The organism is Alcanivorax sp. HI0083 (assembly GCF_001635175.1).
The window spans coordinates 1-4,041 of the sequence record NZ_LWFX01001464.1; the positions used below are offsets into that span (position 1 = coordinate 1).

Below are 4,041 nucleotides of genomic sequence, written 5' to 3' on the forward strand. Positions count from 1 at the left end.
GTAAGTTATTCATTTGCATGATCGGCAGCATGACCGACAGGACAATCATTACAACCACCCCCGCCATCACCAGCAACATGATCGGGCCGAGCAGCCCCACCATGGTATTGATCGTGCTACTCAGTTCCCGTTCCTGATAATCCGCAGCCCGGGTCAACATATTGTCCAGTTCACCGCTGGCCTCACCGCTGGCAATCATCTGCACCAGCATGGGCGGAAAATAACCGCTGGCATCCAGGGCACGACTGAGGCTGCCGCCCTCGCGAACCTTGGCGGCGGCGTTTTTGACCGCATTACGAACCGCGAGATTACCCACCACCTGGGCGGCGATAAACAGGGCATCCACCAGCGGTACACCGGAGCGACCGAGAATGCCCAGGGTGCTGGCCAGCCGGGCACTGTCGCCAGCACGCAGCATGGTGCCCACCAAAGGCATATTCACCAGCCGTTGATGCACCCGTAAGCGAAAGCGTGGATCACGCATGGCACGCATGAAGATCACCACGCCGACCACGATCAGTAACACCACCAGCCAGCCCCAACCACGGGCAAAGTCGCTCATGGCCATGACAATACGGGTCAGCAGCGGCAGAGCCTGGTCCCGCCCTTCAAAAACAGCCACCAGCTTGGGCACCACGAAGGTCATCATCAGCATGATGACGATGGAGGCAAACACCATGATAAAGGCGGGATAAATCATCGCCTGAGCCACGGAACGCCCCGTGTCATGCCGGGTTTCAAGGTAATCGGCGAGCTGCTCCAGCACCTGCTCCAGGTGACCACTCTGCTCACCGGCGGCCACCGTGGCACGGTACATTTCCGGAAAAGCGCGGGGAAAGGATTCGAAACTGCGGGCCAGGCTGTAGCCCTCGCGGACCTTGGCACGCACCGCCAGCATAATCCGCTCAATGCGGTCATTGGCAGCCTGCTTGGAAACCGCTGACAAGGCTTGCTCCACCGGCAGGCCGGATTTCAGCAGTGTGGCCAGCTGGCGGGTAATCAGCGCCTGTTCGGCACCATTGATCTTGCCGGAGCCGGCAAAACGGCCCATCCCCTGGCTGTTGGTATCGCTGGCCTCGTTAACCTCCAGGGGAACCCAGCCCTTGTCACGGAGTTGCTGGCGAACCTGGCGGGCACTGTCGGCTTCCAGTGTACCTTTGTTGATTTTGCCCCTGTGATCCAGGGATCGGTATTCGAATGCTGGCATGCGGCTGCTGTCCCGTTAGTCCTCGCGGGTCACCCGCAGGACCTCTTCTACACTGGTATGTCCGCCGAGCACCTTGCGCCAGCCATCCTCACGAATGCCGCTGGTCAGTGTCCGGGCATGGCGGTTGAGTTCCAGCTCGCCGGCGCGGTCGTGGATCAACTGGCGCAGGGTGTCATCCACCAGCACCAGTTCGTAAATCCCGGTACGGCCCCGGTATCCCTGATTATTACAGGCTTCACAGCCATTAGGGTGATACAGCGTACAACTTTCATTGGCCGGCAGGCCCAGCATTTCCAACTCGCTGGCACTGGCCTGGTACGGGGTTTTGCAATCATCACAGAGGACTCGCACCAGCCGCTGGGCCAACGAGCCCAGCAGGGAGCTGGAGAGCAGAAACGGCTCAATCCCCATATCCTGCAAACGAGTGACCGCCCCCACCGCCGTATTGGTGTGCAGGGTAGACAGAACAAGGTGACCGGTGAGGGAGGCCTGCACCGCAATTTCAGCGGTTTCCAGATCCCGGATTTCACCCACCATGACCACATCCGGATCCTGGCGCAGAATGGCGCGCAGGCCGCGGGCAAAGGTCATGTCGACCTTGGTGTTGACCTGGGTCTGGCCGATGCCTTCAAGCTGATACTCAATGGGGTCTTCGACCGTGAGAATATTGCGCGAGCTGTCGTTGAGTTCGGTCAGCGAGGCATAAAGCGTGGTGGTTTTACCGGAGCCAGTCGGGCCGGTGACCAGAATAATGCCATGGGGCTTGTGGATGAGCTCGCGCATGTGGGCATCACAGGTGTCCCCCATGCCCAGGTGGGACACCTGAAGGCGTCCGGCCTGCTTGTCCAGCAGCCGCAGCACCACCCGCTCACCATTACTGGCGGGCATGGTGGATACCCGTACGTCCACGTCCCGGCCGCCAATGCGCAGGGAAATCCGGCCATCCTGGGGAATCCGCTTTTCGGCGATATCCATTCGCGCCATCACCTTGATCCGCGACACCAGCAACGGCGCCAACTCCCGTTTCGGGGTCAGCACTTCGCGGAGCACACCATCCACCCGCATGCGCACCACCAGGCGGCGCTCGAAGGTTTCCACATGGATATCCGACGCATCTTCGCGAATGGCTTCCTGCAGCAAGGCATTAATCAGCCGGATGATGGGAGCATCATCTTCCTGCTCCAGCAAATCCGAGGTTTCCGGCAGGGAGTCCGCCAGGCTGGCCAGGTCGAGCCCTTCCAAATCATCCGCCGCTTCCGCCGCCGCGCCGCGTTGCTGTTCATAGGTGATCGCCATGGCTGCGGTGAAGGCGGTGTCATCCATGGGCACCAGCCGGGGCAGACGACCGATATGGCGCTGCACTTCCCCCAGGGCGGCCACGGAAACATCCTGCCGGTGGCACAGCTCTTTGTGACCATCACGCTCACGCAACAGGACACCATAGCGCCGCGCGAAGCCGTAAGGCAGCAGCGACGGAGGAAGCTCCATATTGTCTGGCATCTCCAGGTGCTCAGTCATAGCTCAATACTTGTCCATTAGGTTCTCGACCACATCACGGGTGACCGCATTCAACGTCAGGAACTGAAAGCCCACCTGATACTCGCCGGGGGCATCCAGGGTTTCAGCCCAGACCACCCGGGCGTCGAAACTGACCGTATTCACACCCGCTATCTGGTCTGGGAGCACCATGCCCAACTGCAATTGTTCGCCATGGGGCAGTTCCCGGCGGGAAAACAGCTTGAAGCCATCCACGCTCAGGTTCATCAACCGCCCCACGTTACCACCGGTGCTGCGATCAAACACTACCATCTCGCGGAACAGTTTCTTGCGCGGGTTGCGGCGGTGGTCGCGGGCGCTGTCCTTGACATCGTTTTCGTCATCGGCAGGACGCAGTACCACCACCACGCCGGTGACGTTCCCCGTATCATCGGTAATGGCATTGGCACGCACCGACAAGGCCAACAATCCGTCCTCGTCTGCGGTGTACAAACTGTGCTCGTTTTTCCAGCTTTCGCCCTGCAGGCAGGCATCTCGCAACGGGGAGTCGTCCCAGCTCCAGCGCAACTTGCCGGCATCGTCATTGAACAACAGCTCCGCCATATCGTTGCCAACCAGGGCATCACGGTTCTGTCGCAGCAGGGCACAAGCCGCCTCATTGCAAAAGGTGACCTTGCCCTCGGCATTGGCTCCGATAAGCGCTTCACCCAAAGCATGAAGCAAGCGTTCGTTCTCGTCCTTGAGCCGCTTCATCTGCACCACGGCCTGCTGCAACTTGCGCCGCTGGCGATCCAGTTCCAGGAAAACACTGACCTTGGCTTCCAGTATTTTCTGGTCGATGGGTTTGAACAGATAATCCACAGCGCCACATTCGTAGCCCTTGAAGACATATTTCTGCTCTTTGGAGATCGCCGTAACGAAAATGATCGGAATGTGGCGGGTCTTCTTGTTCTTGCGCATGAGTTCGGCCACTTCGAACCCATCCATCTCCGGCATCTGCACATCAAGCAGTACCAGCGCGAAATCGTGCTTCAGGGCGAGGGACAAGGCCTCATTGCCCGACTGGGCCATGACCAGATTACGGCCATCAGCATCCAGAATCGCTTCCAGCGCGATCAGGTTTTCCCTGTGATCATCCACAACCAAAATGTTCTGTTTCATAGGCTTACTACCCTGCAACCTGTTCCGCCAAGAAGGGCCCGATTGCCTCAAGATCGAGTACCCTGGAAATCGCACCTGTTGTTATTGCCGCTTCCGGCATTGTGGGTGCTTCCGAGCTCACCGGTGACTGGGCGATGGTGACTCCGCCTCTACGGTGTATATATTCCATGCCTGCG

General features: G+C 59.3%; 4 protein-coding genes. All 4 read right to left on the reverse strand.

The genetic code is table 11. The features are described 5' to 3' along the window. Positions 1-1,207 (reverse strand): type II secretion system inner membrane protein GspF (gene gspF / locus A3754_RS22230; RefSeq protein ID WP_063521371.1); only part of this gene is annotated, 1,207 nt, incomplete at its 3' end. 15 nt (positions 1,208-1,222) lie between these two features. Further along, complete coding sequence (gene gspE / locus A3754_RS22235) at positions 1,223-2,725, reverse strand: type II secretion system ATPase GspE (protein ID WP_063521372.1); 1,503 nt, start codon at positions 2,723-2,725, stop codon at positions 1,223-1,225. Positions 2,726-2,728: 3 nt separating this feature from the next. After that, a complete protein-coding gene (locus A3754_RS22240; protein ID WP_063521373.1) occupies positions 2,729-3,865 on the reverse strand; it encodes a response regulator in 1,137 nt (378 codons plus the stop codon). A gap of 7 nt (positions 3,866-3,872) precedes the next feature. After that, positions 3,873-4,034 (reverse strand): chemotaxis protein CheB, encoded by a 162-nt coding sequence (locus A3754_RS26310; RefSeq protein ID WP_231880743.1) that lies wholly within the window; start codon positions 4,032-4,034, stop codon positions 3,873-3,875. Positions 4,035-4,041 lie beyond the last annotated feature (7 nt).

Bases quoted from the DNA above. Each gene is read 5' to 3' on its own strand.
- gspE (WP_063521372.1), bottom strand. From the start codon at position 2,725: ATGACTGAGCACCTGGAGATGCCAGACAATATGGAGCTTCCTCCGTCG.
- A3754_RS22240 (WP_063521373.1), bottom strand. From the start codon at position 3,865: ATGAAACAGAACATTTTGGTTGTGGATGATCACAGGGAAAACCTGATC.
- A3754_RS26310 (WP_231880743.1), bottom strand. From the start codon at position 4,034: ATGGAATATATACACCGTAGAGGCGGAGTCACCATCGCCCAGTCACCG.